The sequence below is a fragment of the Comamonas sp. Z1 genome (genome assembly GCF_008121555.1).
Classification (GTDB): Bacteria; Pseudomonadota; Gammaproteobacteria; order Burkholderiales; family Burkholderiaceae_C; genus Comamonas; species Comamonas thiooxydans.
The window spans coordinates 17954-42587 of the sequence record NZ_VOQT01000017.1; the positions used below are offsets into that span (position 1 = coordinate 17954).

General features: G+C 63.9%; 24 protein-coding genes and 2 tRNA genes. 15 read left to right on the forward strand and 11 right to left on the reverse strand.

Features of this window, described 5'->3' with window-relative positions:
- Window positions 1-280: 280 nt before the first annotated feature.
- The gene (locus FSY45_RS22220) at window positions 281-487 is read left to right on the forward strand and encodes a hypothetical protein (protein ID WP_046462643.1); all 207 of its coding nucleotides are present in this window, start codon (window positions 281-283) and stop codon (window positions 485-487) included.
- A gap of 235 nt (window positions 488-722) precedes the next feature.
- Here FSY45_RS22220 and FSY45_RS22225 read toward each other — a convergent pair whose 3' ends face one another.
- Entirely contained in the window at window positions 723-2075 is a 1353-nt protein-coding gene (locus FSY45_RS22225; protein WP_003063354.1) for an NtaA/DmoA family FMN-dependent monooxygenase, read from the reverse strand.
- Window positions 2076-2093: 18 nt separating this feature from the next.
- A complete protein-coding gene (locus tag FSY45_RS22230) occupies window positions 2094-4178 on the reverse strand; it encodes a TonB-dependent receptor (RefSeq protein ID WP_046462642.1) in 2085 nt (694 codons plus the stop codon).
- 118 nt (window positions 4179-4296) lie between these two features.
- Here FSY45_RS22230 and FSY45_RS22235 point away from each other — a divergent pair, with 118 nt between their 5' ends.
- Window positions 4297-5196: an IclR family transcriptional regulator gene (locus FSY45_RS22235; RefSeq protein WP_034356617.1), complete on the forward strand. Its 900-nt coding sequence runs from the start codon at window positions 4297-4299 to the stop codon at window positions 5194-5196.
- 30 nt (window positions 5197-5226) lie between these two features.
- Here the strand turns inward: FSY45_RS22235 and FSY45_RS22240 are convergent, their stop codons facing one another.
- Window positions 5227-6030, reverse strand: coding sequence for an ABC transporter ATP-binding protein (locus FSY45_RS22240; protein WP_046462641.1), 804 nt, complete (start codon window positions 6028-6030; stop codon window positions 5227-5229).
- A 124-nt stretch (window positions 6031-6154) separates the two neighbouring features.
- Between FSY45_RS22240 and fepB the strand changes: the two genes are divergently transcribed.
- Genes fepB through FSY45_RS22255 form a run of 3 tightly spaced genes read left to right on the forward strand, consistent with a single transcriptional unit; the run spans window position 6155 to window position 9186 of the window.
- Window positions 6155-7093, forward strand: coding sequence for a Fe2+-enterobactin ABC transporter substrate-binding protein (fepB, locus tag FSY45_RS22245; RefSeq protein WP_034361653.1), 939 nt, complete (start codon window positions 6155-6157; stop codon window positions 7091-7093).
- A gap of 3 nt (window positions 7094-7096) precedes the next feature.
- Window positions 7097-8149, forward strand: a complete 1053-nt coding sequence (locus FSY45_RS22250; protein ID WP_046462640.1) for an iron ABC transporter permease — start codon at window positions 7097-7099, stop codon at window positions 8147-8149.
- The gene (locus FSY45_RS22255) at window positions 8146-9186 is read left to right on the forward strand and encodes an iron chelate uptake ABC transporter family permease subunit (protein WP_046462639.1); all 1041 of its coding nucleotides are present in this window, start codon (window positions 8146-8148) and stop codon (window positions 9184-9186) included. Before FSY45_RS22250 ends, FSY45_RS22255 begins: the two co-directional genes overlap by 4 nt.
- A 130-nt stretch (window positions 9187-9316) precedes the next feature.
- Here the strand turns inward: FSY45_RS22255 and FSY45_RS22260 are convergent.
- Together FSY45_RS22260 and FSY45_RS22265 are read right to left on the reverse strand one after the other, a co-directional pair.
- Window positions 9317-9393, reverse strand: a tRNA-Pro gene (locus FSY45_RS22260).
- Window positions 9394-9562: 169 nt separating this feature from the next.
- Window positions 9563-9639: transfer RNA gene (locus tag FSY45_RS22265), tRNA-Pro, on the reverse strand.
- Between the two features lie 566 nt (window positions 9640-10205).
- On the opposite strand from FSY45_RS22265, the gene FSY45_RS22270 reads away from it, so the two are divergent.
- The gene (locus FSY45_RS22270) at window positions 10206-11243 is read left to right on the forward strand and encodes a porin (RefSeq protein ID WP_003063368.1); all 1038 of its coding nucleotides are present in this window, start codon (window positions 10206-10208) and stop codon (window positions 11241-11243) included.
- A 92-nt stretch (window positions 11244-11335) separates the two neighbouring features.
- Here the strand turns inward: FSY45_RS22270 and FSY45_RS22275 are convergent, their stop codons facing one another.
- Genes FSY45_RS22275 through FSY45_RS22290 form a run of 4 tightly spaced genes read right to left on the reverse strand, consistent with a single transcriptional unit; the run spans window position 11336 to window position 14374 of the window.
- Window positions 11336-12040 (reverse strand): hypothetical protein, encoded by a 705-nt coding sequence (locus FSY45_RS22275; protein WP_046462638.1) that lies wholly within the window; start codon window positions 12038-12040, stop codon window positions 11336-11338.
- On the reverse strand, window positions 12037-13026 hold the full coding sequence (locus FSY45_RS22280; RefSeq protein WP_046462637.1) for an MlaD family protein: 990 nt from the start codon (window positions 13024-13026) through the stop codon (window positions 12037-12039). The genes FSY45_RS22275 and FSY45_RS22280 overlap by 4 nt, the downstream gene beginning before the upstream one ends.
- Window positions 13027-13039: 13 nt before the next feature.
- Entirely contained in the window at window positions 13040-13843 is an 804-nt protein-coding gene (locus tag FSY45_RS22285; RefSeq protein ID WP_046462636.1) for an ABC transporter permease, read from the reverse strand.
- Window positions 13844-13900: 57 nt separating this feature from the next.
- The gene (locus FSY45_RS22290) at window positions 13901-14374 is read right to left on the reverse strand and encodes a Cd(II)/Pb(II)-responsive transcriptional regulator (protein WP_003063377.1); all 474 of its coding nucleotides are present in this window, start codon (window positions 14372-14374) and stop codon (window positions 13901-13903) included.
- 39 nt (window positions 14375-14413) lie between these two features.
- On the opposite strand from FSY45_RS22290, the gene FSY45_RS22295 reads away from it, so the two are divergent.
- From FSY45_RS22295 to FSY45_RS22330, 8 genes are all read left to right on the forward strand, one after another.
- The gene (locus FSY45_RS22295; RefSeq protein ID WP_187427590.1) at window positions 14414-16549 is read left to right on the forward strand and encodes a cation-translocating P-type ATPase; all 2136 of its coding nucleotides are present in this window, start codon (window positions 14414-14416) and stop codon (window positions 16547-16549) included.
- A 103-nt stretch (window positions 16550-16652) separates the two neighbouring features.
- Complete coding sequence (locus FSY45_RS22300; RefSeq protein WP_046462635.1) at window positions 16653-17114, forward strand: hypothetical protein; 462 nt, start codon at window positions 16653-16655, stop codon at window positions 17112-17114.
- A gap of 114 nt (window positions 17115-17228) precedes the next feature.
- Entirely contained in the window at window positions 17229-17588 is a 360-nt protein-coding gene (locus FSY45_RS22305) for a hypothetical protein (RefSeq protein ID WP_046462634.1), read from the forward strand.
- Window positions 17585-19018 (forward strand): TolC family protein, encoded by a 1434-nt coding sequence (locus FSY45_RS22310; protein ID WP_046462633.1) that lies wholly within the window; start codon window positions 17585-17587, stop codon window positions 19016-19018. Before FSY45_RS22305 ends, FSY45_RS22310 begins: the two co-directional genes overlap by 4 nt.
- 1 nt (window position 19019) lies before the next feature.
- The gene (locus FSY45_RS22315) at window positions 19020-20426 is read left to right on the forward strand and encodes a multicopper oxidase family protein (RefSeq protein ID WP_046462632.1); all 1407 of its coding nucleotides are present in this window, start codon (window positions 19020-19022) and stop codon (window positions 20424-20426) included.
- 15 nt (window positions 20427-20441) lie between these two features.
- The gene (locus tag FSY45_RS22320; protein WP_046462631.1) at window positions 20442-20924 is read left to right on the forward strand and encodes a plastocyanin/azurin family copper-binding protein; all 483 of its coding nucleotides are present in this window, start codon (window positions 20442-20444) and stop codon (window positions 20922-20924) included.
- 18 nt (window positions 20925-20942) lie between these two features.
- Complete coding sequence (locus tag FSY45_RS22325; RefSeq protein ID WP_046462630.1) at window positions 20943-21440, forward strand: DUF411 domain-containing protein; 498 nt, start codon at window positions 20943-20945, stop codon at window positions 21438-21440.
- A gap of 23 nt (window positions 21441-21463) precedes the next feature.
- Complete coding sequence (locus tag FSY45_RS22330; RefSeq protein WP_148748381.1) at window positions 21464-21832, forward strand: copper-binding protein; 369 nt, start codon at window positions 21464-21466, stop codon at window positions 21830-21832.
- A gap of 57 nt (window positions 21833-21889) precedes the next feature.
- Here the strand turns inward: FSY45_RS22330 and FSY45_RS22335 are convergent, their stop codons facing one another.
- Both FSY45_RS22335 and FSY45_RS22340 read right to left on the reverse strand, forming a co-directional pair.
- Complete coding sequence (locus tag FSY45_RS22335) at window positions 21890-22399, reverse strand: ankyrin repeat domain-containing protein (RefSeq protein WP_034361659.1); 510 nt, start codon at window positions 22397-22399, stop codon at window positions 21890-21892.
- Between the two features lies 1 nt (window position 22400).
- Window positions 22401-23378 (reverse strand): SMI1/KNR4 family protein, encoded by a 978-nt coding sequence (locus FSY45_RS22340; RefSeq protein ID WP_046462629.1) that lies wholly within the window; start codon window positions 23376-23378, stop codon window positions 22401-22403.
- A 53-nt stretch (window positions 23379-23431) separates the two neighbouring features.
- Here FSY45_RS22340 and FSY45_RS22345 point away from each other — a divergent pair, with 53 nt between their 5' ends.
- Window positions 23432-24634, forward strand: coding sequence for a leucine-rich repeat-containing protein kinase family protein (locus FSY45_RS22345; protein ID WP_046462628.1), 1203 nt, complete (start codon window positions 23432-23434; stop codon window positions 24632-24634).

A 24634-nucleotide genomic window follows, 5' to 3' on the forward strand; every position in this document is an offset into this window, starting at 1 on the left:
TGCTGCCGCCAATGCTTGGTTCTGGACAACACACGCCACAGAGCAGAAAAGACCAACAGCTAGGGCAAGTGTCTGCCCCCAACAATGCCTGCTCTGGCCACGGCATCGGTCGCGTGCATCGACATGCTGGAGCCTGTCGCGCCGGGAACCGGCGCGGAAGCAACCAGGCCGACCCGCGTGAGCCGGGCGACAATGTGGGCAGGCTGGACAAGGCCGCCTGGGGACACCAAGACAAGCACTGGTACATGAACCCGTTGCGGGCGAGTGCCTGTGCAAGCACATGGAAGCCCGCGACGCCAGCAATATCCCGATGGCCTACACGCAGGTGCCGGCCGCGGGCTGGGAAGGTGACAGCACATCCGGGAAAAGTTGCGCGCCTGCGCCGATGAACATAAAACGCCAAGGCCGCACGATGATCAACATCAAGGGCAGCAGAAAACCGAGTCACCAGTTGCTCGACGTCAAGTGCTGCGCCTTCACGCGGTAGCGCAGCGCATCAGCGGCCGCCGCGGCATTGGCGGGCTGCGCTGGTGTGACTCCCAAGCACAGCAATGCTCTCGCCATGCTTTCTCTCCGTATCTCATTGGCAAGCGCCAACGTAACAAAGAATGTCCTGATCCACAGGTAGCCGACTCGAACTGCATGCCCAGGGAGGGTTTGACCCACAGAGTATTGCGGCCAATGACGGGCGTGACTGCGGCAACGAAGCTGCGTGATCGCCGCTACGAGCGAGCAGATGGGTAGGCTGCAGCATGAACACGCTCCTGACGCGACTCTTCAAGGTGCTCCATGAACGTGGTGCCTGTGTAGCGGGAGCGGAACAGGCCGGCTTCCACCAGGCGGGGCACCAACTGTTCCAGCACGCAATGCAGGGACTCGACGGAGCCGCCGGGCGCGGCCAGAAAGCCGTCGATGGCGCCGGTGGCGCTCCATTCGACGATCTGCTCGACGGCATCGTCCACCGTGCCGACCACCTGCCAGTGCGCAGCCGAGAGGATCTCCGGCCGCAGCAGCAACTCGTCGATCCGCAGTGACTCGCGCTCGATCAGGCGCCTGAGCAGGCCCGCATGCGTGCGGCTGGAGGGCGTCGCCACAGGCACCGGCAGGTCAGCTCCGGTAATCGGTCGGTCCGCAGGCCAGTCCGTGAGGTCCAGACCGATCATGGCCTTGATCGAGGCCAGCTTGCGGTCCCGGTCCACGCGGCCATGGGTCTGCCTGAACATCTCCCGCGCCTGTTCGCGGCTGTCGGCCAGGTACAGGCTCAGGCCGGGCAGCAGGCGCACATCCTGGGCCTGGCGGCCATGGCGCTGCGCGCGCACGGACAGGTCCCGGCGCAGTTCCAGCGCCGCGTCGAGGTCGGGCGTGGGCGCGAAGACGATGTCGGCCACGGACGCCGCAAAATCGCGCCCGGTACTGGATGCGCCTGCCTGAACCAGCGGAATTCGCGGGCCACCGAAGGCGGGCAGGTTCAGGGGGCCACGCACCTTCAGATGCGGCCCCTCGTGGTCTATGGGGCGCACCAGTGAAGCATCGGCATAGCGGCCGCTGCCCCGGTCGATCTTCAAGGCCTCGTTGGGAAAGCTATCCCACAGCCGGCGCACCACCTCTGTGAACTCGGCAGCCCGTGCATAGCGTTCGTCGGCGTCGGGCATGGCCTGCAGTCCGAAATTCTCGTGGCCCTGCAAGGCGGTGACGATGTTCCAGCCGGCGCGGCCCTTGCTGATCCAGTGCAGCGACTGGAGCTGGCGCGCGACCGCATAGGGCGGGAAAAACGTGGTCGATACCGTGGACACCAGGCCGATGCGCGAAGTCTCGCGCGCAAGCGCGGCCATCAATACCGTGGGGTCCAGGCTGGCGAAGCCGGCGCCCGTCTCCAGAACCTCCATGGGCAGAAAGCTCACGTCGGGCCGGAAGACGAAGTCCAGGTGCGCGGCCTCGGCGCGCCGGGCCAGGTCAAGGGCGAAGTCGCTGGAGTACAGCCCTTCGATATTGCTGCCGGGCCGCCTCCAGGCATCGCCGCTCAGCCAGGTGGGGGCCAGCGAAAGGCCGATGTGCAGTGGTTTGCGCTTTGTCATGCTTGCATCCTTCCCCTCTTAGAACGTTCCGCGTACGCCCACGCCGATCATGCGCGGCGCCGTCATGCTGGCCTCGATGCCGCCGATGCCGCGGTTTTGCTGCAGGTAAGTGGGTGCCCGCCTGTCGAAGACGTTCTTGATGTAGCCGTACAGCTGCACGTGCGCGTTGTACGCGTAGCTCATGCGCAGGTCTGTGATGGTGTTGGAGCCAACCACATAGGCACGGGTGTTGGCTGTATCGGAGTAGTAGCCGTCCAGGTGGCGCACCTGAGCCGAGACATTGAACCGGGGAGTGGCATCCCAGCTCACGCCGACGCTGACGGTGTAGCCGGGCGAGCGGGCGAAGCGGTTGTGCTCGTAGCCGGGGTTGCTGCTCATCTCCTCGATCCTCGTGCGCAACACGCCGGCGCCGGCCTTGATCCTCAGATTGTCCAGCGCGCGGTAGTCGGCGCCCAGCTCAAAGCCGTAGGCATGGGCCTTCTCGGCGTTGATGGTGTAGGACTGAGCCACGCCCGGCGAGATCACCACCGGAATGTTGTACTGCGCATCCCGCATGTCCATGTAGAACAGATTGGTGTTGAGCATCAGCCTGTCATCGAGCAGGCCGGTGCGGCTGAACAGCTCGTAATTCCAGATCGATTCCTTCTTGAAATAGGCCCATTGCCGGCTGGTGAGGTTTAGCGATACGCCGCCCGGGTTGTAGCCACGGCTGACCAAGGCACCCACCGTCCAGCGTGGCGTGGCTGCATAGGCCAACGAGATCTTGGGCAACAGGGCCGAGAAGGTCTTGGTGTAATCCAGGGGGGTGGGCGCCAGCACCGAGCTGCCGTTGCGCACCACCTCGTCCTGCTGGTAGCGCAGCCCGCTGCTCAGGGTCCAACGATCGGTCAGGCGCAAGTTCAGCTCGCCGAAGACACCCAGGTTCTTTTTCGTGTCATCGAAGGCGGACAGGCCGCGCAGCAGCAGGCTTTCGTCAGTGCTGGTACGGGCGTAATAGATGCCGCCGAAGCCGCTCAGGCGAGCTTTTTCGTTGCCCACGAAGGCGCGGAATTCGTTGGAGAAATTATTCTGGCGGATATCGGCATCACCCTCGCCGGAAATACCTGTGTAGCGCTGCACGGACGAGCGCGAATACTGGGCCTGGTTGACCAGCCGCAGGCCGTTGCTCAGTTCGTAGCTCAGATCGAGAATGCCGGTATCGGTCTTTTGCTTCCAGCTGGGCATGGTCGTCGTCCAGTGCTTGAGCCCGCTGAACGGTGCTGAAGCGGCCTCCTGGGTCGGGCGGTTGCTGTCGTTGTGCGAGTAGGTGAATTTGGCTTCCAGGCCGGGGATGCTGTTTGGCAGCCACAGGAGTTTCAGGCGCGCGTTGAGCGCACGGAAATCCTGGTTGGCCTGGCCCTGCTGGAACCGCGGATTGTTGTAGTCGATAAAGGTGTCGCGCCCCGCATAGTCCACGGCAAGCCGCGCGGCCAGCTCCTCGCCCACGGGGCCGGAGACGGCGATGGAGGCGCGGCGCGAGTTGTAGTTGCCGGCCTCCAGCTGATAGGCCGCCTCGGGCTTGAAGCTCGGATCCTTGGTATTGACGATGATTGCGCCCGCTATCGCATTTGCGCCCTGCGAGGTGGTCTGAGGACCGCGGAACACCTCGATGCTCTCCACATCCCAGACCGAGGTCGCGCCGAAGAACATCTCGTTGTAATTGAGGTAATGGCCATCGAGATTGATGGTGGCGCGCGGTACCGTACCGCCCCAGAAGACGTTCTGCCCGTTGTTGGGGCCCTGCGTGTCCTGCCCGCGAATGATGGGTGCACCCACCGTGTCGGTGTAGACCACGTTGGGCACGTCATGCAGCACCTCGTGGACCGAGGCATTGCCGCTCTCCTCCTTCTCGATGTCCTTGCCAGACTTGACCGATACGGAGGATGCCGTGTCCTTGAGTTCTCGCCTGACCTTTTCACCGCTGACCACGACCACGTCAAGCGTGGCGGTTTCCTCCTCGGAGCCCGACACACCCTGCGCGAAGACGCCGGCTGGCGCCATCAAGGTAGAGAGTACGACAGCGCCCGCCCGGGAGGGGAGCCTGCGATGCAAACACAGTTTCACGGCATCTTCCTTTAATGAGAATGATTCTTGTTTTTATGTTACAGCATGATGCATAGAAATTCCACCATCAGGAATTCATTCCCATCTGCGGAAAACAAGAACAACACTGAAAAGATGTATGCGTACCGGGGGTGCCTTCCACCCGAAAGGAGCCGGTATCATCGAGACCAGCGGCGCCCGGGCGCCCACCTGCGATGCTCCAAGTACAGGCAAGGAAGCCGAGCCTTTGAAAACAACAACACCTCAGACAACCGCCGGGGAGAAGCGCTCCGGCACCATCCAGTCGGTCTCGATCGCCGCCCGCTTCCTCATGGTCCTGGCCAATGCCGAAAGCGAGCTGGCGCTTGGCGAGGTGGCAAGGCGCACCGGAACGGGGGGCTCCACGGCCCACCGCTACCTGCAAAGCCTGGTCAAGGAAGGTCTGGCAAGACAGGACCCGGCCAGCGGCCTTTACGACCTGGGCAGCGCGGCACTGAGCATCGGCATTGGCGCGCTCAAGCGCGTGGATGCGGTGGAAATTGCGGCGCAGCATATGAAGTCGCTGACACACCAGCACGCGCTCAGCGGCGGCGTGGCCATCTGGACCGACCGCGGGCCGACCCTGGTACGCTGGTACCGAAGCGCCTACTTCTCTATCAATCCGCTGGCGCTTGGCGACATCCTTCCCATAGACAACACCGCCTGCGGTCTGGTGTTCCAGGCCTTCCTGCCCAAGGCCACCATCGACGCCGCGCGCCGCCAGCAACCCGCCCATTTCCGCGGCAAGCCACCGACCAAGGCCGTGCTTGATGAAGTGCGCGAGCGCTGCTGGTCCGAATTGACCAGCCACCTTCTGTCCAACGTCACGGGCCAGGCAGCACCGGTGTTCGACGCACAGCATGAGATCGCCTGCGCGGTCACCACTGTCTCTGACCTGGGCCAGCTCAAGTCGCCCGACGACAGGCATGCGCTGCTGCGCGAAGCCAGCCTGATCAACCAGGCCACAGGCGGACGAGCCTTTGGCTCAGACTCTCCCTAGAAGCGACGCGCAGGAAGATACCCAGGCGCTTCAGCCTTCCATGGCATGCATTGCCTTGCGCCCTCTTGGCACCACCAGGGGAGTCCCGGTCACAGGGTCAGGAATGATCACCGATGACAGGCCGAACACCTCCTCGACCAATTGCTCGGTAAAGATCGCTTCGGGCTTGCCCTGTGCGGCGATGCGCCCGTCGCGCATGGCGATCAGGTGTGAGGCGTAACGGCAGGCCTGGTTGAGATCGTGCAGCACCGCAATCACGGTGCGGCCGGTCCGGTTGATGTCCGCCAGCAACTCCAGCAACTCGATCTGGTGTGCAATGTCCAGAAACGTCGTGGGCTCGTCCAGCAACAGGATGGGCGTCTGCTGCGCCAGCACCATCGCAATCCACACACGTTGGCGCTGCCCGCCTGACAACTCGTCCAGAAGCCGGTCCGAAAGGGCCATCACATCAGTGGCCTGCATGGCCTCGGCCACCGCCTGCTCGTCGACATCCGTCCACTGCTTCAGGAAAGACTGATGGGGGTAGCGCCCACGCGCCACCAGGTCTGCCACCGTGATGCCCTCGGGCGCGATCGCGCTTTGCGGCAGCAATCCCAGGCGCCGCGCAACCTCCTTGGCAGGCCATTGCGCGATATGCCTGCCATCCAGGATGACCCTCCCTATGGTCGGTGCCAGCAGGCGCGAGAGCGCGCGCAGCAGGGTGGACTTGCCGCAGGCGTTCGGCCCCACGATGACGGAAAAGGAGCCATCGGGAACAGCAAGGGACAGGCCCTGCGAAATGGTGCGCTCGCCGTAGCGCAGCGTCACTGCATCAGCACTCAGTCGATATGTCATGGCCGGTCATGCCCCACAAGCAATAGGTTCTTAGGCATTACAAATTCGGAATGCATTCTACAATGAGGAATACCCTGAAGAACCTTGGCCTTGGTGTACTCGGCCCTGTCACGGTCAGATCGATATGAACAGACTAAAACTTACCGCCCTGGGGGCGGCTGCTGCACTGTCCGTGCTGGCCGGTATCGCGCTCATGCAGCGCAACGCCGTCCACGAGGCCGGCGCCACGCAGCAGGCTTCTCTACCGCAGCGCATCGTGTCCACCTCGCCCAGCGTGACGGGCATCCTGTTGGCCATCGATGCCCCCGTGGCGGCAACCGCAGCCACCACGCCCAGCCGGTTGACCGACGACAAGGGCTTTTTCTCGCAATGGGCCCACGTTGCCGACGAGCGTGGCGTACAGGTGCTCTACCGCAACCTGCAGTTCGACATCGAAGCCGTCCTGGGCGCCAACCCTGATCTGCTGGTGGCCTCTGCCACCGGCGCCGACAGCGTGGCCCAGCACCGTTCCGAGCTGCAGGCCCAGGGCGTTCCCATGGTCGTGGTCGACTACTCCAGCCAGTCCTGGCAGGACATCGCCACACAGTTGGGCAGCATCACCGGTCGCACGAAGGAGGCTGCGGCGGCGATTGCCCGCTTCGATGCCCACGTCGCCCAGGCCGCCGCATCCATCACGCCTCCCGCCAAGCCGGTCAGCATCGTCGCCTACAACCTGGCCGGCAGCTACTCAATAGGCCGAGCCGCCAGCCCGCATGCACGACTGCTGGCCGCGCTGGGCTTCAAGGTGGAAGGCCTTCCGCCCACGCTGGCCGCTCAGGTGACGCGTTCCTCGGACTTTGAATTCATTTCCCGCGAAAACCTGTCGGCCGCCATCACCGGGGATGCCGTCTTTCTGCTGGGTGCCTCGCAAAGCGATGTCCAGGCCTTCCTGGACGACCCGCTGCTGGCCAACCTTCCCGCCGTCGCCGGTCGGCGCGTCTATTCGCTGGGGCCGACATCGTTTCGCATCGACTACTACTCCGGGCAACAGATGGTCGATGCAGTGGCCAGCCATTTCCACTGAGCCATGCGCGCATTGCTCCAGAGCGCGGTAGCTCGGCCCGCTCCACACTCGCACCTGCGCCGCAGGCGCAGCCTGGGCCTGGCGGGCGGCACGCTGGCCCTGGGTATCGTCGCCGTGCTCAGTATCACCGTGGGCTCGCGCGACATCGCGCTGGCCGATATCCTCGCCGCGCTGCGCGCGCCCGACCTGGGCGATGACCGGCACCTGGTCGTCAGCCTGCTGCGCGTGCCGCGTACCGTGGTTGCCATCCTGGCCGGCATGGCCCTGGGTGTTGCTGGCGCGCTCATGCAGGCCGTGACCCGCAATCCCCTGGCCGAGCCGGGCCTGCTGGGTGTCAATGCCGGCGCAGCCCTGGCCGTGCTGATCGGCATGACGGCCTTCGACCTGACAACCGTGGCCCAGTATGTCTGGTGCGCCTTTGCGGGAGCGGGGCTGGCCGGCGCGGCCGTCTTCGCGTTCGGTCAGTCCCGGGGGGCGGGCACGCACCCCGTGCACCTGGTGCTGGCCGGGGCCGGCCTGTCCGTCATGCTCACCTCCAGCGCGGGCATCATCCTACTCAATGCGCCCCCGGAAGTCTTTGACGGCTTCCGACACTGGGCGGCCGGTTCACTGGAGGGCAGCGGCTACGCCGGCGCCGCCGTGCTGGTGGCCGCCGTGGCCGCGGGGCTGGCGGCGGCCTGGGCCATTGTCGGCCAGCTCAACGCCATGGCGCTGGGCCATGACCTGGGCCTGGCGCTGGGCGTCAATGTCCGCGCCACCGCTCAACTGGCCTGCCTGGCGGTCATGCTGCTGGCCGGTGCAGCCACGGCAGCCGTGGGTCCTATCGCCTTCGTCGGCCTGGTGGCCCCGCATCTGGCCCGCCTCTCGTCCGGGCCCGACTACCGCTGGATCCTGCCGCTGTCCGCGCTCTACGCTGCAGTGCTGCTGCTGGGTGCCGACGTGCTCGGCCGCGTCGTCGCAGCGCCTGCCGAAGTGGCTGCGGGCATCGTCGCCTGCCTGATCGGCGGGCCGCTCTTTGTCTGGGTGGCGTGCAGAAACCGGTTGAGCAGGCTATGAAGGCGTCCGTGAAGACTTCGGTACTGCGCTGGGGCCCATATTCGTTCCGCTGGCGGCCAAGGCCGCTGGCCGTGGGCATGGCACTGGTCGTGCTGACCCTGATGCTGGGTGTGTTGCTGCTGGGCACGGGAACCCTGTCGCTGAGTCCGACCGAGGTGCTGGACAGTCTGCTGGGCACGGGCGCCAACCCCGCCGCCGAGCGCGTGGTTCTGCGCGTGCGGCTGCCGCGCGTGCTCACGGCGGTCTTCGTGGGTGCGGCGCTGGGCATGGCCGGTGCCATCTTCCAGTCCGTCTCCCGCAATGCGCTGGGCTCGCCGGACGTGATCGGCTTCACCACGGGCGCAGCCAGCGGGGCAATTGCGCTGATCGTACTGGGCGATGCCGGGCCACTGTGGATATCGCTGGCCGCCGTGCTGTCGGGCATGGCCACGGCGGCGGTGGTGCTCGCGCTGTCCAGCGGCCGGCGCGTGGCAGGGGGCTACCGGCTGGTGCTGGTGGGCATAGGCGTAGGGGCCACGCTCTCGGGCCTGAACACCATCCTGCTGGTCATGGGCGATCTGGACCGGGCCGTCTCCGCACAGCGCTGGCTGGCCGGCTCGCTCAGTGCGCGGACCTGGGCGCATGTCGTGCCAGCCGCATTCAGCTTCGTCGCCATCGTGCCGGTCGTGCTGCTGTGTGCCCGCCGCATCAACCTTCTGGAACTGGGCGATGACGCCGCCACCCAGCTCGGCGTCAACGTAGCGCGCACCCGGCTGATCATGGTGATGTGCGCCGTTGCCCTGACGGCCATCGCCACGGCGGCGGCCGGGCCCATCGCGTTCATCGCGCTGGCAGCGCCCCAGGTGGCCAGGCGCCTGGGCCTGTCACCTGATGTACCTCTGTTCACGGCCGCAGCCATGGGCGCCGTACTGCTGCTGGCGGCCGACCTGCTCAGCCAGTGGGCGCCGGTGCGCCTGCATCTGCCTATTGGGCTGGTGACGGGCTTGCTGGGTGGGGTGTATCTGCTGTGGCTGCTTTTTCGTTCCCGCAAAGGCTAGGAGTGCGACAGCAGAGGTTGAGACAGCACTTCTATCTCTCTTCGAGCCATCGCCCTGAATAGTCGTACGACATCATGCGATCTGGATAGAAAAAGGGCTCCTAACTTTACAGTTAGGAGCCCTTTTAGATTGGTCGGAATGGCGGGATTCGAACTCGCGACCCCTTGCACCCCATGCAAGTGCGCTACCAGGCTGCGCTACATTCCGTGTTGATGACGCTATTGTAACCGATTTTCGACCATCTTTTGGGAAGGCTGCAACTCAAGCAGTTGCTCGGTTATTAGCCACGATGGTCATCTGGCGCTGCAGGTTTCATAGCAAACCTCGCAGCGACATTGAAAAAGGCCTGTGATTTTCATCACAGGCCTTTTCAATTTGGTCGGAATGGCGGGATTCGAACTCGCGACCCCTTGCACCCCATGCAAGTGCGCTACCAGGCTGCGCTACATTCCGTGTCGATGGGATGAATTATAGGGAGGAAAAACACCCTCCCCGGGGAAAACGCGCACTTTTTTCAAAAAAGTATTGAACTGGTGCTGAAAGCTGCAGGCCTGATATCAACGCACGCCCGGCCGCACAAGCGCTCAGCATACTCCGGTCAATTGCAAGCCCTGCGCAGACTGACCAGGACTGCCCAAGGGAACGACAAGAGTGGGCGCTTCAGCGATTCCAGGCAGGCATCCATCGCCGAGTCACTCTTGTTCCATCCGCTGACGCGGTCATCCCCGAACCTCCTGATCAAACCTGGTCCACCAGGAATGACTGTTATTCCTTGATCACGAAACCCTCAGTACTCACTCTCGCTCAGCTGGCTTCACCCAGCCGCTTTGTACGGCAATATCGATAGCACCAACACGGTGCATACAAGAGATTTCCCTGAGTCCTTGAGGTAAAAAAACCACTGTCATATCGCTGAAAAGATGATTTCATCGGCATCCGCGGAACTGCAGAGCAAGCTGTATACAAACCCCCGCTATATTTCAAAACGTAAATCCAATATCTAACTCGAGAGGACACTCATGAAGACTGCTTTTATCGCCATGGCTGCAGCCCTGGCCTGCTCCGGCGCCGCTTTTGCCCAGAGCAATGTGCAACTGACCGGACTGGCCGATATGTATGCCGGCTCGGTCAAAATGGCCGGCCAGGATCGCAAGGGCGTTGTTGGCTCCGGCGGCATGACCACTTCCTGGTGGGGCCTGAAGGGCACGGAAGACCTGGGCGGCGGCCTGAAGGTCGATTTCAACCTCACCGCCTTCATGCGCATGGACACGGGTGAACCCGGCCGCTTCCCCGGCGATACCTTTTTCTCGCGCGATGCCAACATCGGCCTGAACGGCAATTTCGGCCGCATCGGCCTGGGCCGCGACAAGGCGCCCAACTTCCTGCCCACCATTCTGACCAACCCCTTCGGCGATTCGTTCACCATCTCGCCTCTGGTGCTGCACGCGAACACGCCCACCGCAGCCTGGGGCGGCAACCGCCTGACAACGCCCGCCGACACCGGCTGGAGCAATATGCTGGTCTACACGACACCTAGCTTCGGCGGTCTGACTGCCAATGTCTACTACCAGTTCGGCGAGCAAACGACTCCTGGCAACAAGAGCAAGAAGAACGTCGGCGTGAACGCCCTGTACTTCAACGGTCCTCTGAGCCTGACGGCCTTCTACGAGCGCGACCAGATCACCAACCCCGGCAGCGGCACAGTCATGCCCACCAAGAGCGACTGGATGGTCGGCGGCAGCTACAACTTCAACGTCGTGAAGCTCTACGCCACCTACGGCCAGGCCAAGGTCAAGGATCTGGATAGCAAGAGCAAGACCTACTCGCTGGGTCTGGACATTCCTGTCTCCGGTACCCCCGGTACTGTCAAGGCCGCCGTGGCCCGCACCAAGTACGAAGCGGCCACCGACGCCACCCGCACCACAGCGACCCTGGGCTACGACCACTTCCTGTCCAAGCGCACCGATGTCTACACCGCTCTGATGTATGACCGCGTGACCGATGCCAATCCCAAGACCGGCACCAGCCTGATCGCCGGTATCCGTCACCGCTTCTAAGCACCGGGTTTGAGCGAGCCTCTGGCTCGCCATCCACTCAAAAGCGAGGCCCAGGCCTCGCTTTTTCATTTTCAATCCGGTGGCCGGCCTATTCACTTGGGTGCGGATGTCTCCAGAAGCTTCAGCCGACGCTGCAGCTGCGCCTGCTTTTCCACATCGCCGCCCTGCTGCGCTGCCTTGAGTTGCAGCAGAAGCCAGGCCATCAAAGGCCTGCGCCAGCCTTGCTCCGAAGCGGTATCGACGCCTTGCCGCAGTAGGTCAGGCACCGCAGCGCCGCCACGCAGCAGCACACCCGCAGCCACCAGTCTCGATAGCGGATCCTTGATCTCAGCCACGGCAGTACCACCTGCGCCGCCACCGAGCAGTTGCCGCGCCACGGCACGCTGCGCCTCGGGCAAAAGCTCTATATCACCGGCTTGCGGACTCGCCTGCAGATAGCGGGCATAGGCTTGCTCTGGCTTGCCCGCATCCTGCGCCAGCGCCTCATAGGCCGGGCAACTGTTCCAGTCCAGGCTGGCCACCTGCGCCGCGCAGCGCATCAGCTCCAGCTTGGCGGCCTGTGCGGGCTGACCGGTGCTGGCCACGGCATCGCGCGCCTTCTGCCACTGCAGCGCCTCCACACGCTGATGCCCCTGCAAATAGGCCTGAGTGGCTTTTTGTGCTGCAGCTTCGGCACTCAAGGCCCAATCCGGTGCCGGGGCTTGGTTGCCACAGGCTGAAATCGCTATGACAGATATAGCAGCTATCACTCTCCCACATTGACCCAGATTCTGTTTTTGATTGATTTTTTGCGTCATGGCAGCTTCAACTCCGGCTTGTGGGAAAACGGCCATTTGCGCTGCAGATCGTTGAGCACAGACTCCAGCCTCAGCAGATTGCTTTCGACCTCGGCGCGCAGCGCACCCAGGTCGGTCGAGGCCTCACGGGCATTGCTGCCCACCACCTGCATATCGGCCAGTACGGCGTCGACCTTGGCCATGCTTTTGCGCGTATCGGCCAGCAAGCCGTTGAGCTGCTCCATGGTGGCCTTGACCTGGGGCATGACGCCGTTTGCATCGAAGACCTGGCTGTCAGCGCGCGCCACCATGCGGTCCATGCGTCCGAGCAGGGAGTTGGCGCGCTCCAGCATCTGGCCGACCTTCTTCGCTTCCTCGTCGCTGCCCAGTACCGCTCCGAGAACCCCTCCCTGACCCTGCATGCGCTCGGCCAGCTTGCGCACTTCGGCCAGCGATCCGCCCAATGCCGAATCCGTGGCGGTCAGTGCCGCCACATTGGCCAGCACCTCCTTGGCGGAATTGATGATCTGGGGCAGCTCTGCCGTGGCGTCGCCGCTGAGCACGGGCCGCACAGAGTCCGGCGGCAGCGGCGCATCGCCCAGCATGCCCGTATAGGCCTTGATGGTGGTTCCGCCCACCAGTCCCTTGACCAGCGTGAACACGCTGGACTGGCGCAGCCAGTGGGCATCCTTTTCGGTCACATCGACCAGAATGCGAACCGAGCCGTCCTCGGCCAGCTCTATCTTGCGCACGCGGCCTATGGGAAAGCCCGAGAACGTCATGTCCATGCCTACGATCACGCCCTCGGAGTCATCGGCCGTCAGCACCAGACGCTGCGTAGGCTCGAACACTCCGCGCGCGTAGAGCAGATAAGCGGCCGCACTCAGAATCAATACCAGGGTCAGCGCCAGCAGCGCGGCTGCCTTGGCGCGCAGATGCGCGACGGGTTTGAGGCTGAGCAACTCCTCGTCGATCAGTTGCTCCTCGGCCATCGGCGTTTCGCTCATGGCTCCATCCTTTTCAGTAATAGTTGCCCATGAGCGAGATCACCTCGATCAGGAGCAACACGGCAAACATGCGTGCAAAGCCACCCAGCTCCGCCCCGCCCTGCCTGTGTCGCGCAACCGGCGTGTACATGGCAGAGGCCAGCGGCATGACGGCCACCGTGAGGCTGAAAAACCAGGTCTTGAGCACGAACACCAGCGTCAGCGACGGTGTGAAGATCTGGCCAAAGATGCGTGTGTACGCACCAAACCCGGCCAGGCTGAAGCCGTAGACGCTCAGATACACGGTGACCAAGGCAACGATGCAGCTGAGTGCGGCCAGTGTGATTGCGGCAAACACGCCCGCCGCCGCACGCGGCACCAGCGCCGCACGGACGGGGTCAATGCCTTGCGTCTTCCACTTCGCGAGCTGGCCCTGCATACGCATCTGCACCACCTGCACGCCGGCTGGAATGGTGCAGCGCATGGCCACAAACAGTGCAGCCGTCAGCGGTATCAGCTCGATCACCATCACCCGCACCACCAGATCCAGCGCATAGCGCGACAGGCCGTAACTTTGTGCAGTGACAATGACGATGCGCGCAATCACCGCACACAGCAGGGCCGCCAGCGCGGTAAAGCCTGTGAGTATGGGGGCGGTCTGCGCAAACATCTGCTGGGCCAGTATGGCCCGCCCACGCTTCCGGTAGCTCGACGGCGAGCTGACCAGCACCAGCAGCACGGCTGTCAGATAAATGCTGCGCCACCACGCCAGGGCCTGCGCGCCCAGCGCGGCCCAGATCCGCCCCGGCAGCTTGATGGTGGTTTCACTCCAGCTCATGCAGGAATGATAGCGTCCACTTCAGGGTACGGGCGCAGCCGCCACGGTTGCCGCCTGTCAGACATGGCGCTTTGCCGCAGCACTGCCCTGCAAGCCTTCGGGCAAGGGCTCATCGGCCTGTGCATGCAAGGCCTCGATAATGTGACAAAAGCTGTCCGAGCCGTCGCACTGGCTGCGCAGCTGCATGAGCTCATGCTCCAGAGCCTGCAGCTCGGCCAGCCGCTCGCGCACATGACCCAGATGGGCGTCCAGGGTTTTGTTGGCAGCCACGCAATCGGCCTTGCGCGCACCATCGAGCGCCAGCAGGGTACGCACTTCGTCGAGCGACATATCCATGGCCCGGCACAGCCGAATAAAACGCAGCCTGTGAACATCGCCATCGGTGTAGAGCCGGTACTGATTGTCCTCGCGCATGCCGGGCGAGAGCAGTTGCTCCTTTTCGTAGTAGCGGATATTGGCCGCAGCAATGCCGGAACGCTTGGCCGCCTCGCCAATGCGCCAGCGCGGAATATCGTGCGAATCGAGGGACATGCTTGACCTTGAAGTGACTTTATTGTTTTCAATACTGCCATGAAGCAAGAAAGCCTGTCCACCCACGCCCATGGCGGCGGCCACAATGGTCATTCACATGATCACGATCATGCACATCCGCATGAACATGTGCCAGCCACGTCGAAACCTATTGCCGCCACAGCCACATCGGCCTGCGGAACCGGCTGCTGCGCACCGTTTTCCATCAGCGAGCCAGCCAAGAGCCAGGCTCACGATGAGGGTGACGGTCATGACCATGCTCACGACCATGGCGTGCTGCCCGGCTGGCCGCGCATCTATGCCGCTCTGGCCGCAGCTCTGGCGGCAGAGGCCTGCCACTGGTTTGGCGGCGACGGCGCCAACTCCACGCTTCAATATCTGGGCATGGCACTGGCCGTGCTGGGCATAGCGCTGTCCGGCCTGGGCGTCTACAAGGCCGGCCTCAAGGATGTGCTGCGCTTCAAGCTCGGCATTCATGCCCTGATGGCCGTGGCCGTCACGGGCGCCTTCATCATCGGCCAGTGGCCCGAAGCTGCCATGGTCATGGCGCTCTATGCGGCGGCCGAGCGCATCGAAGACCAAGCCATGGACAAGGCCCGCCTGGCCATCCGCAATCTGCTGCAGCTGGCGCCAGAGACCGCCGATGTGCTGCAGCCCGACGGCAGCACTGTGCGCATGGCCGCCAGCGAGGTGCCTTTAGGCGCCGTGCTGCGTGTGACGCCAGGCGCTCGCGTCCCACTCGACGGCCTGGTCACCGAGGGCGAAAGCTCGGTCAACCAGGCCCCCATCACGGGCGAGAGCGCGCTGGCGCACAAAGGCCCGGGCGACGAGCTGTATGCAGGCTCCATCAACCAGGACGGCGAGTTGCACCTGCGTGTAACTGCACCGGCCAGCGACAGCCTGATTGCGCGCATCGTCCATGCCGTGGAGCAGGCGCAGTCCTCGAAGGCTCCCACACAGCGCTTTGTCGACCGCTTCGCCGAGGTCTACACCCCCATCGTGCTGGTGCTGGCGATTGCCCTGGGCCTGCTCGCGCCCTGGCTGCTGGACTGGAGCTGGCATCAGGCCGCTTACCAGGCCCTGGCCCTGCTGGTCATCGCCTGCCCCTGTGCCCTGGTGCTGTCCACCCCGGTCACCGTGGTCAGCGCGCTCACGGCTGCTGCCAAGCGCGGTATTCTCATCAAGGGAGGCAGCGCACTGGAATCGGCTCGCCAGCTCAAGGCGATTGCACTCGACAAGACCGGCACGCTGACCACGGGCTCACCCAAGCTGGTGGACTGGCAGAACTGGAATGCCGCGAGCAGCGATGAAGCCGCAGCCCGCGCCTATGCGCTGGCATCGCGCTCCGACCACCCGGTCTCGCGCGCGATTGCCCAGGGGCTGGAGACCCAGGTCGGCAAGGACTTTGCCGAAGCACAGCAATTGCAAGCCCTGCCCGGCCGCGGCGTGCAGGCCCAGATCGACGGTGAACGCTGGACGCTGGCCAATCTGCGCTGGGTGGGCGAGCAAGGCTGGGACAGTGCCGAACTCCAGGCCGCACTGATGCTGCAGGAGCAACAGGGCCGCACCGTCACCCTGCTGGCCAACGAGCAGGGCGTGCAGGCGCTGTTTGCCGTGGCCGACCCGCTGCGCCCGCAGGCCAAGGCGGCCGTGGCCCAGTTGCAGGCGCTGGGTGTCAAACCCATTGTGCTCAGCGGCGACAACAGCGCCACCGTGCGCACGGTGGCCGCGGAAGCAGGCATCAGCGATGCACGCGGCAATATGCTGCCCGAGGACAAGCTCAAGACCCTGAGCGAGCTGCAGCGCGACATCGGCCCCACGGCCATGACAGGCGACGGCATCAACGACGCGCCGGCGCTGGCCCAGGCCGATATAGGCTTTGCCATGGGCGGCATGCATGCCACCGACATGGCCATGGAGACCGCCGATGTGGTGCTCATGAACGACGACCTGCGCCGCATCCCCGAGGTGGTCGATCTCTCGCAGCGCGCGCACAGCGTGCTCTGGCAGAACATCAGCCTGGCCCTGGGCATCAAGCTGGCCTTCTTCATTCTGGCCGTCAGCGGCAATGCCAGCATGTGGCTGGCCGTGCTGGCCGATATGGGCGTGAGCCTGCTGGTGGTCGCCAATGGCCTGCGCCTGCGCCATTGGGGGAACAGGCCTGAAAATACATGAAATTCGACCTTAGCCCTTGATAGGCAAGCGCAAGCAGCTATCTAATTTACGATTTACTGCACCGGGCGGGGAACTAAACCCGCCCTTCGCTATCATTCACCCCATGCGTCGCTTTTTCTCTCTGTTCATGATTTTGCTGCTGGCCCTGCGTGGTCTGGCAGGCGATGCCATGGCCATGGAGCAGAACACCAACCAGGCCCATCACATGGGACATGCGCTGGTGCAGACGCAAAGCCTGGACGAAGTGGCCGCCATGGCAGAGGCTTCGCACCACGCGCATGCAAGCCTCACGGCCGACGCACAGCCGCATCACGACATGGCCGCGTCCCACAAGGCAGGCCCTGCAGGGGCCGTCAGCTGCAGCGCCAATGCCGCCGACAGCGACTGCCACCAGCATGAAGGCCATTGCACGGCCTGCGGCATCTGCCACTCGACGCTGGCCAACCCCGAATTGCTGACACTTCACTCCAGCCTCCCTCTGGCCGCCCAGCCGGCCCATGGTGCAGCGCGCTTTGCCAGCGCCGCGCCTGCCGACCTCGTCAAACCACCGATTTCTGCGCTCTGACGCCCTAGGTGCGTCCGCATTTTGATAGCAGCCACGTGCTAGCTGTCTAGTTTCGAGCCGTCAAACGCTCAAGACTGCGGACCTTCTCCCGGTTTTAGACGACAGGAATCCTCTATGCGCCACGCGCATCCTCTTTCTTTGACAGCCATGGCTTTGCTCATGGCCGGCGTCAGCCCGCCAGTCCTGGCTCAGACGCCCGAGCTGGCTCCCCCGGCCGCCCAATCCCCAGCCAAGGGCAACCGCGTTTTCGATCCCGACGCTCCTACGCTGGCGCTGCAGCATCAGCCACTCGCGGCCGGTGCTGCCATCGTGAACCAACCCGGCGACTGGAAGGCCGCTAATGCTGCCGTGGGCGAGTTCCCGCGCGGCCATGGCGATGTGCTCAGGTGGGAGAAATCCCAGGGCAATGCCTCCGGCCCAGCCTCGGACAGCGGTGCGCCCGCACATCAGCACCATCATGGAGTCCAGCCATGAAGCGCCTTGCATTCAAAGCCGCGCCATTGCTCGCCGCACTGGCGCTGGCTGGCTGCGCCAGCATCTCACCCGACGGACTGCGCAGCAACGTGGCCAGACATACCGAAGGCAGGCTGCCCGCGGGTGCACAACTGCCGTCGCCGGACGCGCAAGCCCTGCAGGATGCGCAGACCCAGATTGCCGACTGGCTCAAAGCCCCTGTCGATGCCGACACCGCCGTGCGCATCGCCCTGCTCAATAACCCCGGTCTGCAGGCCCAGCTGGCGCAGCTCGGCATTGCCGACGCGCAGCGCGTGCAGGTCCTGACATTGCCCAACCCCAGCTTTACCTTCGGCCGCTTTCGCAACGGCCACGAGCGCGAAATCGAGCGCCAGCTCAGCTTTGGGCTGGTGCAGCTCATCACCCTGCCCTGGCGCAGCCGCTGGCAGGGCTGGCAGATGGAACAGGCCACGCTGACGGCCGCCCAGCAGGTGCTGCTGCTGGCCTCCGACACACGCCGCGCGTGGCTGCGCGCCGTGGCCGCCGAGCAGGCTCTGGCCGCCAGCGAACGCATGCACGAGGCAGCGGCCCTGGGCGGCGAGCTGGCACGCCGCATGGCCCAGGTCGGCAACTTCAGCAAGATGGACCAGGCCAGAGAGCTGGCCCAGCAGCAGCAGGCCTCCGCCCAGCTGGCACGCGCGCGTCTGAACGCCCAGTTGGAACGCGAGCAGCTGGCCCGCCGCATGGGTCTGTGGGGCGAGCAGTTGGCCTACAAGCTGCCCGAGCAACTGCCCGCCTTGCCCAAAGCCACCGAGCTGCGCGGCGGCGATGACGCCGAAGCCACCGCCCTGCGTCAGCGGCTGGATCTGGGCGCTCTGCGCCGCGACCTTGATGTGACCGCCGGCCGCCAGGGCTGGGCCACGATTGGCACCATCTTTGGTGATATCGGCGCCAGCTACAGCAACAACACCAGTACTGAACGCGCCACCGGCCACAGCGACAAGACCCAGGGCTGGGAGTTCGACGTGCCGCTGCCGCTGTTTGACTGGGGCTTTGCCGCGCGCGGCATGGCACGCAACCAGGTTCTGCGCAGCGCATCGCTGCTGCGCGACAACGCCATACGCGCACGCAGCGAAGCCCGCAGCAACTGGCTGGCCTACCGCACGGCTTACGACCTGGCCCAGCAGCAGCAGGCCGAGGTTCTGCCCTTGGCCAAGCTGATGCAGGAAGAAACCGTCTACCGCTACAACGGCATGTTCATGAGTGTGTGGCAGTTGTTGGCCCAGGCCCGCAGCACCACGCAAGCGGTGGTGACCGCCACCGAGGCACAGCGCGACTTCTGGCTGGCCGAGACCGATCTGCGCCTGGCCCTGACAGGCACATCGCCAGGAACCACCCCCACCGTCAACACCAGCGCAGCGCCCGCTGCACAAGCCGAAGCAGGTCACTGATATGCAACGCCGATCCTTTTTCACTGGCGCTGCCACTGCAGTGGCAGCCGCCACAACTTCAATGGCCGTCAGCCGGGTTGCCATGGCGGCCCTGCCCGAGCCCGTCATGCAAGGCAGCGCCGACACGGCTGTGCCTTTGACGCCGCCCAACGGTCGCCCCTACCAACCCGTGGTCACGCTCAACGGCTGGACCACGCCCTGGCGCATGAATGCGGGCGTCAAGGAGTTCCACCTCGTGGCCGAGCCCGTGGTGCGCGAGGTGGCGCCCGGATTTTTCGTCAATATGTGGGGCTACAACGGCCAGTCGCCGGGCCCCACGATCGAAGTGGTGGAAGGCGACAAGGTGCGCATCTTCGTCACCAACCGCCTGCCCGAGAGCACCACCATCCACTGGCATGGCCAGCGTCTGCCCAATGGCATGGACGGTGTGGGCGGTCTGAACCAGCCCCACATCCCGCCGGGCAAGACCTTCGTCTATGAGTTCGAGGCACGCCGCCCCGGCACCTTCATGTACCACCCGCATTCGGACGAGATGGTGCAGATGGCCATGGGCATGATGGGCCTGTGGATCACCCACCCCAAGACAGCCCACCCGCTGATCGACAAGGTGCAGCGCGACTATGCCTTCCTGCTCAGCGCCTATGCAGTCGAGCCCGGCACCATGACACCGCGTATCAATGAGATGACGGATTTCAATATCTGGACTTTCAACAGCCGCGCCTTCCCCGCCATCAGCCCACTGGTGGCTCGTCAGGGTGACAAGGTGCGCATCCGCGTGGGCAATCTGACCATGACCAACCACCCCATCCATATCCACGGCCATGAGTTCGAGGTCACGGGCACCGATGGCGGCCCCGTTCCAAAGTCCGCCCGCTGGCCCGAGGTGACAACGGATGTGGCCGTGGGCCAGATGCGCCAGGTGGAATTCATTGCCGACGAACCCGGCGACTGGGCTTTCCACTGCCACAAGAGCCACCACACCATGGGCGCCATGGGTCACGACGTGCCCACCATGATCGGCGTGGACCACCGCGGCCTGGTGGGCAAGATCCAGAAGATCGTGCCCGACTACATGCTGATGGGCGAGCGCGGCATGGGCGATATGGGCGCCATGGAAATGCCTTTGCCCGACAACACCTTCCCCATGATGACCGGCCAGGGCCCTTACGGCCCCATCGAAATGGGCGGGATGTTCACCAGCTTCAAGGTACGCAAAAACCTGGGTGCCAACGACTACAAGGACCCCGGCTGGTACCAGCAGCCCAAAGGGACCCGTGCCTATGAATGGCAGGGCGCACCTTTCGATGCCAAGGCCCCCCGCCAAAGCACGCCCGGCACCGCCCCCGGTGCCGCCACCGTACGCAAACCCGAAACCGGCCCCGCCACGGGTGCACACACCCAGCACTGACGCCAGGAGACTCCCATGAAGGCTATTTATTTCATAGCTGCCTGCACTTTGGCAGCAAGCGCTGGCGCTAGTTTTGCGCATGAAAACAACGCCCATGCCAGCGGTCCCGTGATCAAGGAGCAAAAGCCCTGGGGCATTGCAGCCGAGGCAAGAGAGGCCCGGCGCACCATCACCATCGAGATGACGGACGACATGCGCTTCAGCCCCAGTCATCTCAGCGTGAAAAAGGGCGAAACCCTGCGCCTGCGCGTGGTCAACAAAGGCCTTCTCATGCACGAGATGGTGCTGGGCACCCGGGCATCGCTCGATGAGCACGCGCAGATGATGCTCAAGTACCCCGGCATGGAGCATGCCGAACCCTATATGGCCCATGTCGCCGCAGGCCAGACCGAAGACATGGTCTGGAGCTTCAACCGCGCAGGCGATTTCGACTTCGCCTGCCTGATCGCCGGCCACTACCAGGCTGGCATGACGGGGCGCATCACCGTCACCGAATAACGCAAGAAAGGACTACCCATGAACAACAGCAACCGCCGCCACGCCCTGCATCTGCTGGCAGCCGCCGCAGCAATGGCCACCCTGCCCGCACTGGCCAGGAAGGCTACAGCGCCCGCCAAGATCCCCATGGAAGTCTGGAAAGACCCGAACTGCGGCTGCTGCAAGGACTGGATTGCCCTGATGGAGCAGGCTGGCTTCGCCGTCAAGGTGTACGACGTGGGCAACAGCGCCGTACGCGCCAAACTGGGCCTGCCTACCCGCCTGGGTTCCTGTCATACAGCCCTGGTGGGCGGGTATCTGATCGAAGGCCATGTGCCTGCCGCCGATGTGCACAAGCTGCTGAAGCAAAAACCCAAGGCGCTGGGCATCGCCGTACCGGGCATGCCCATTGGCAGTCCCGGCATGGACGGCCCCGAGTACGGTGGCCGCAAAGACCCCTACGACGTGCTGCTGGTCACCCAAAGCCTGATGCGCAGCGATGTCAGCACCTCGGTCTTCACCAGCTATCGCGGCTGACCCCCTCAATTCAGGAGAACATGATGAGAAACCTCTTTCACACCACTTTGGCAGCCCTGAGCCTGGGCTTTGCGCTGACCACTCCCGCGTTGGCGCAGGATCACTCGGAACACGCCGGTCACGGCGCAGCAGCCGGCACTTCTGCAACCGCACCTGCAGCTCAGGCCGACGCATTGACCGCCGGTGAAATCACCCGCGTGGACAAGCGCACAGGCAAGCTGACGATTCGCCACGAAGAAATCAAGAACCTGGACATGCCTCCCATGACCATGGTGTTTGCGCTGGCGGACGCCAGCCAGTCCAACGACTTCAAAGCCGGTGACAAAGTGCTGTTCCGCGCCGAGGACAAGGATGGCTCGCTGATCATCACCCGCATCCAGCCAGCATCCTGATGCAGTCTCGCCGTTGAGACGATGACGATGCCATGCAAGCATGGCATCGTCATCACGTCAGCGCCCCGTGGGCGGTGCAGCGGCATGCCCTGCCACGCGCTCCAGTACATCCCCGGGCACATCACGACCGCTGTGCACCAGCAGATCACAGGCATTGCGACCCTGAGCATCTCTGCGCCGAAGATCGATCCCGGCCGACCAGAACCAGCGCACAGCCTCCCACGCGCCATGGTCCACAGCCAACAGATATGGGGTGCGGCCCTTGTCATCCCCGGTCTTGTCAAGGTTGGCCCCCGCCTGCCGCAGCACTTGCAGCATCTCTGTGCGCCCGTTGAAGGCCGCCCAGGCGGTGGCGGTCATGCCCGTTGCCAGACTCACCTGATCCAGCGGACTGCCTTGCTCCACCAGCCATTGGGCCGCGGCATCGTTGCCACAATTGAGGGCAGTGATCAGCGCATTGAGACCTGTGCTCTTTTGCACATAGGCGATATCGTCACCGTCCCTCAGGCGCAACTCCAGCGCAGCAATATCGCCTTTTTCAGCGGCCTTGAGTAGTTTCATACTCATTTCAGTACATCCATTTCCTGATCAGCGCCCGCCCAAAGCGCTTTTCCAGCAGCACTTCGGCCTGCTCATCGCCATCATCCCGCCCCTGGGCCACGGCGTGACTGCGGCATAGCGACATCAAGGCCAGCGCGTCCAGATAGTCGCCCACATCGTCGAACATACGGGTCAGCAAGGGGCTGCTGTCATGGTCCAGATACCAGACAGAGCCATCGCAGCGGTCAAAGCACCAGAGATTGCCATTGCCCAGGTAGTCCCCGAACACCACCAGCTCGCTCAACTGCGCCTCCAAGGCCAGCGCCTGTTGCGACGCACTCATCTCCACAATATCGGCGATGCCCGGGAACACGACTTGCACCGAACCGATGGCATCCATGTCTGCATCCGGCGCCATCAGATCAAAGCGCGGACTCAGCAAGCGCTCGGCCCAGTCCAGCACACCGAGCTGCAACAGATAGTCACGCAAGGACTGGGGAAGAGCGCAACCCAGGCGCCATTCGCACAGGCGCAGCTCGGCCCGGCTGAAGGGCTTGACTTGAGCCGGCTCTTCGTCCATCCAGGCATGGGCCTGCAGGCCTTGATACCAATGGGCCAGCCGCTGATCGAGCGAAGCATCGGCGGGCAGCCAATGCGGCTCGGGCAGGTCGGCCTCATCCCACACATCATGGTTTTCTACAAAGCGCTGGCTGCGCCCGAACTCGGCCTGCAGAAAACAAGACCATGCCACCGCGTCCGATGGTGAAGGCCAGTGCATCTGAGCGAGCACCGCCACCGGCATCCACGGCACATAGCCCATGCGCGGCACCTCATTCGCATCGCGCGCCACAAAGCGCAAAGCAGGCTGTGTTAGCAGATCTGCTGACGGGGACTGATGTGGCGCATCGAGCTGGGCAGCGGCATCGGCGGGCAGATCCACCCAGTCGCTCAGCGCCAGTTCGGGCAATGCCTGTACCAGCGTAGGCAGGTCTTTGAAGATTTTCATGCTGACTGTGTTTTTTAGGTGCATGGGTGCTCAGGGCTTAGACTGCGCGTCCTATGTTGACGCTAGAGCAGTTTCACTCCGGGCTGGCCAATGGTTCACTGGCCCGCGCACACCATATCAGGCTCTGCGATGGGCTGACCGAGTTCCCCGCCGCGCTTTATCAGCTGGCCGATACGCTGGAGATCCTCGATCTGTCGGGCAACCGGCTCAGCACCCTACCCGATGATCTGACGCGTTTTGCGCGGCTGCGCATTCTGTTTGCCTCGAACAATCCGTTCAGCGAACTGCCCCGCGTGCTGGGCCGCATGCCGCAACTCGAAATGGTGGGCTTCAAGGCCTGCCGCATTGCGCATGTACCCGAGGACAGCCTGCCGGCGCGTCTGCGCTGGCTGATTCTCACGGACAACCGCGTGCAGCAGTTGCCCGAGTCCATCGGCCAATGCACGCGTCTGCAAAAGCTCATGCTGTCATGCAACCAGCTGAGGCAGCTGCCCCAGAGCCTGCAAGTTTGCCAAGCGCTGGAGTTGCTGCGCGTGGCAAGCAACCATTTCGAAGATGCTCCTGAAGTCATCTTCCGGCTGCCACACCTAGCATGGCTGGCGCTTGCAGGCAATCCAATGACTCAAAAACAGGAGCTGGATACGCTTTCAGGGCATGGGATTGAGCCCATTTTCTATCAAAATCTGCAGATCACCGGCAAGCTGGGCGAAGGCGCCAGCGGCCATATCTACCGCGCCAGCCTCAACGGACAGGAGCTGGCACTCAAGGTTTTCAAGGCCGCCCAGACCAGCGACGGCACGCCTCAATCCGAACTGGCAGCAGGCATTGCGGCAGGACAGCATCCTCATCTGCTGACGCCACTGGCGCAGGTTCTGGGCGCTCCTGACGGGCAAATGGCCACGGCCCTGCCCCTGCTGGATTCAGCCCTGCAGCCGCTAGCCGGTCCGCCAAGCTTCGACAGCTGCACACGTGATGTCTATGACCCCGAACTTCGCCTGCAAGCCAACCAGGCCCAGCAGCTGCTGCAAGGCATACGCTCTGCCATCACCCATCTGCACGGCCGTGGTCTGCTGCATGGTGATCTGTATGCCCACAATATTCTGTGCAATCTGCAGACCGGGCACGCCGTGCTCAGCGACTTTGGGGCCGCTGCGCTTTTGCAGGGCCTGCCCGAAACGCAGAAAGCGCAGCTGCAGCAGATTGAGCTGCGTGCGCTGCGCTATCTGGAGGATGAGGTTCAGGCTCTTGTCGGCTGA

What these genes read in the sequence shown, in the direction of transcription:
- FSY45_RS22220 (WP_046462643.1), top strand. Translation starts at nt 281, where the DNA reads ATGGAAGCCCGCGACGCCAGCAATATCCCGATGGCCTACACGCAGGTG.
- FSY45_RS22225 (WP_003063354.1), bottom strand. Translation starts at nt 2,075, where the DNA reads ATGACAAAGCGCAAACCACTGCACATCGGCCTTTCGCTGGCCCCCACC.
- FSY45_RS22235 (WP_034356617.1), top strand. Translation starts at nt 4,297, where the DNA reads ATGCGTACCGGGGGTGCCTTCCACCCGAAAGGAGCCGGTATCATCGAG.
- FSY45_RS22240 (WP_046462641.1), bottom strand. Translation starts at nt 6,030, where the DNA reads ATGACATATCGACTGAGTGCTGATGCAGTGACGCTGCGCTACGGCGAG.
- fepB (WP_034361653.1), top strand. Translation starts at nt 6,155, where the DNA reads ATGAACAGACTAAAACTTACCGCCCTGGGGGCGGCTGCTGCACTGTCC.
- FSY45_RS22250 (WP_046462640.1), top strand. Translation starts at nt 7,097, where the DNA reads ATGCGCGCATTGCTCCAGAGCGCGGTAGCTCGGCCCGCTCCACACTCG.
- FSY45_RS22255 (WP_046462639.1), top strand. Translation starts at nt 8,146, where the DNA reads ATGAAGGCGTCCGTGAAGACTTCGGTACTGCGCTGGGGCCCATATTCG.
- FSY45_RS22270 (WP_003063368.1), top strand. Translation starts at nt 10,206, where the DNA reads ATGAAGACTGCTTTTATCGCCATGGCTGCAGCCCTGGCCTGCTCCGGC.
- FSY45_RS22275 (WP_046462638.1), bottom strand. Translation starts at nt 12,040, where the DNA reads ATGACGCAAAAAATCAATCAAAAACAGAATCTGGGTCAATGTGGGAGA.
- FSY45_RS22280 (WP_046462637.1), bottom strand. Translation starts at nt 13,026, where the DNA reads ATGAGCGAAACGCCGATGGCCGAGGAGCAACTGATCGACGAGGAGTTG.
- FSY45_RS22285 (WP_046462636.1), bottom strand. Translation starts at nt 13,843, where the DNA reads ATGAGCTGGAGTGAAACCACCATCAAGCTGCCGGGGCGGATCTGGGCC.
- FSY45_RS22290 (WP_003063377.1), bottom strand. Translation starts at nt 14,374, where the DNA reads ATGTCCCTCGATTCGCACGATATTCCGCGCTGGCGCATTGGCGAGGCG.
- FSY45_RS22295 (WP_187427590.1), top strand. Translation starts at nt 14,414, where the DNA reads ATGAAGCAAGAAAGCCTGTCCACCCACGCCCATGGCGGCGGCCACAAT.
- FSY45_RS22300 (WP_046462635.1), top strand. Translation starts at nt 16,653, where the DNA reads ATGCGTCGCTTTTTCTCTCTGTTCATGATTTTGCTGCTGGCCCTGCGT.
- FSY45_RS22305 (WP_046462634.1), top strand. Translation starts at nt 17,229, where the DNA reads ATGCGCCACGCGCATCCTCTTTCTTTGACAGCCATGGCTTTGCTCATG.
- FSY45_RS22310 (WP_046462633.1), top strand. Translation starts at nt 17,585, where the DNA reads ATGAAGCGCCTTGCATTCAAAGCCGCGCCATTGCTCGCCGCACTGGCG.
- FSY45_RS22315 (WP_046462632.1), top strand. Translation starts at nt 19,020, where the DNA reads ATGCAACGCCGATCCTTTTTCACTGGCGCTGCCACTGCAGTGGCAGCC.
- FSY45_RS22320 (WP_046462631.1), top strand. Translation starts at nt 20,442, where the DNA reads ATGAAGGCTATTTATTTCATAGCTGCCTGCACTTTGGCAGCAAGCGCT.
- FSY45_RS22325 (WP_046462630.1), top strand. Translation starts at nt 20,943, where the DNA reads ATGAACAACAGCAACCGCCGCCACGCCCTGCATCTGCTGGCAGCCGCC.
- FSY45_RS22330 (WP_148748381.1), top strand. Translation starts at nt 21,464, where the DNA reads ATGAGAAACCTCTTTCACACCACTTTGGCAGCCCTGAGCCTGGGCTTT.
- FSY45_RS22335 (WP_034361659.1), bottom strand. Translation starts at nt 22,399, where the DNA reads ATGAGTATGAAACTACTCAAGGCCGCTGAAAAAGGCGATATTGCTGCG.
- FSY45_RS22340 (WP_046462629.1), bottom strand. Translation starts at nt 23,378, where the DNA reads ATGAAAATCTTCAAAGACCTGCCTACGCTGGTACAGGCATTGCCCGAA.
- FSY45_RS22345 (WP_046462628.1), top strand. Translation starts at nt 23,432, where the DNA reads ATGTTGACGCTAGAGCAGTTTCACTCCGGGCTGGCCAATGGTTCACTG.